Origin of the sequence: Pseudomonas sp. NCIMB 10586 (assembly GCF_023127895.1) — a bacterium.
Taxonomy (GTDB): Bacteria; Pseudomonadota; Gammaproteobacteria; order Pseudomonadales; family Pseudomonadaceae; genus Aquipseudomonas; species Aquipseudomonas synxantha_A.
This window is the reverse complement of sequence record NZ_SPKQ01000033.1, coordinates 1-2,261: the sequence shown is the minus strand read 5'-3', so window position 1 is coordinate 2,261 and position 2,261 is coordinate 1. Positions and strand designations below refer to the sequence as shown.

Annotated in this window: 2 protein-coding genes and 1 pseudogene; 2 read left to right on the top strand and 1 reads right to left on the bottom strand. The window is 46.6% G+C overall.

Annotated elements, in window-relative coordinates; translation table 11 throughout:
- Positions 1–652, bottom strand: a 652-nt coding sequence (locus tag E4P01_RS13175; RefSeq protein ID WP_248130061.1) for an IS5 family transposase, incomplete at its 3' end; no start/stop codon positions are given.
- Positions 653–1,089: 437 nt separating this feature from the next.
- Here E4P01_RS13175 and E4P01_RS13170 point away from each other — a divergent pair.
- Together E4P01_RS13170 and E4P01_RS13165 are read left to right on the top strand one after the other, a co-directional pair.
- A complete protein-coding gene (locus E4P01_RS13170) occupies positions 1,090–2,067 on the top strand; it encodes a hypothetical protein (RefSeq protein WP_216091073.1) in 978 nt (325 codons plus the stop codon).
- A 69-nt stretch (positions 2,068–2,136) separates the two neighbouring features.
- A pseudogene (locus E4P01_RS13165) lies at positions 2,137–2,261 on the top strand (transposase); the annotation flags it as partial.

Genomic DNA, 2,261 nt, shown 5'->3' with positions numbered 1-2,261 from the left:
CGTAGACCGCGTTTTCCTCGCCGTGCAGCAGTTCGGCAACCTGAGTGACATCAGCTACATTCGCCGCGGCGCCGTGGAAGTGATGAACCAATCCCGACCCTGCATCGGCACCAATAAGGGCCTTCACTCCGAAGAAATATTGATTGCCTTTCTTGGTCTGATGCATCTCTGTATCGCGTTTACCATCCTCGTTTTTAGTCGAACTGGGCGCGTGGATAATCGTCGCATCGACGATGTTGCCCTGGCGCAGCGAGAGGCCTTTCTCCTGCAAATAACCGTTGATGACCGCCAGGATCGCCGGCGCCAACTTATGCTTCTCCAGCAGGTGCCGGAAGCTCATGATCGCGGTGTCTTCCGGGATCGGCGCGCTCAGGGTCAAGTGCGCAAACTGGCGCATGGGTGTGATTTCATATAGCGCTTCTTCCATGGCAGGATCGCTCAGCGAGAACCAATTTTGCAGCAAATGAATGCGCAGCATAGTTTCCAGCGGATACGGTTTGCGGCCACCGCTAGCCTTCGGATAATACGGCTCGATCAACGCCAGCAAACCGTTCCAAGGCACAACCCGATCCATCTCGGCAAGGAAGCGTTCGCGGCGTGTTTGCTTGCGCTTGCCCGCGTATTCGAAATCGGAAAAGCTCATCTGGCTCATGAAGCACTCAGGTCAGGTGGTGAGGCTATATTGCAGCAGACCTGGAGTCTTGTTCGGAGTTTCCCTAGAGAATCGGGAACTATTGAGCTTGTATTTATTAGAGGGCGTAAAGTCGACGGAAAATTTATTTTTCGAAGGATGGTGCTTCTTGAGTCAGGTGGTGTTTTTAAAGTATTTTCTGAGCCTTTAATGAGATGAGCGATTTGTGATAGATAGCAAGGTGCCTGGTTGTTATTTTTTATTTGTCAGGCTTGAGTGGTCTTTGCGAGTATGTTTTGGGGAGTGCGGTGCATGGGTCATCAATAACCACTCAAATGAATGTATGGTTTTTAGGCGACAGCCTTATAGTATAGGGTTAACGCGCCCCTTGAGAAATCACATCAGCTTTATCTTTTGTGAAGATGAGCTTTTATCGTTATTACGCCTAAGGAATTATAGTGTTTAATTTGTCTTTGTATGTAAAATCGCATGTGTTTAATAGTGCTGCTTCGGCAGTGGCGCTAGCAAAAAAAGACAGTTCACAAAAAAATATAAACTTTGCCGAGAGATTGCTTCAAGCCAAGCAGGGCGTGTCTGAACTCATGCCGCAAAAAGCGACCAATGGGGGCGAAATAACAAATTCCGAAAAGTATACTAAGTTGCAAGTTGACTTGAAGCACATAAGTATTTCACAGGCCCAGGAAGGGGTTGTTAAAAAGTTGCAGTCCAGACAACCTAAACCTTCTTGCTTGACACAATTTGATACACTAGCCAAAAGCCTTTCCGAAGCAGTTATCGACGATCTGAAGAATAGAGTCATAACCAATAAAAGGTCATACAGTGAGATAGCTAGTGATGATAGAGCCCGTAAATTACAGTTGCGAAAACTTAATGAAAGTCTACCGGCGCCATCGGCCGAGCAACAGCAGGTACTCAAATATCATTATGAAAATCTGGTGGGATCTTCACTAAATGACTACTTGCGAAATGGAGTGCGTGGCTCAGGCGGGCTGGATTTTAACAAATTAAATAATATATTCAATGATTTGTTCGAGAACAGAAAAAGCAATATACAACTTTCTTCTTTTCGAGCGATACCCTACGATAATGCTAATTACGCTAGAGCCATAAGTGTGGGGGATTTGGTATCGGACAAAGGTTATCTCTTTACATCTGTCGGCACTCAGAATAATGAAGGTTTTCTTAATAAGGAGGCCGACCAACATTATATCTACTATCGAGTGGATGGTTATGGCTCCCCGATGCCCGATGGCCCAAAATTTGGGGAGGTCGATTACTCGCCGGGTACAGTATTTAGAGTCCGAGCTATCGATAATTCTGTTGAGCACAACTCAACTTATGTCTGGCTGGAGCAGGTAAGTGCGCCTGGGTCAGCCGTTGTAAAGGATATTTACTCTGGCAAGGTGCGTGTTTAACGTCGCTTTTTAGCTAGTTGTTATAATTGTTATCTATGGAAGTTCCGATCAACTTGCTGCAACCGTGCGAAAGGCAATCAATATTTCTTCGAAATGAAGGCCCATATTGGCGCCGATGCAGAGTCGGGATTGGTTCATCACTTCCACGGCGCCGCGGCGAATGTAGCCGATGTCACTCAGGTTGCCGAACTGCT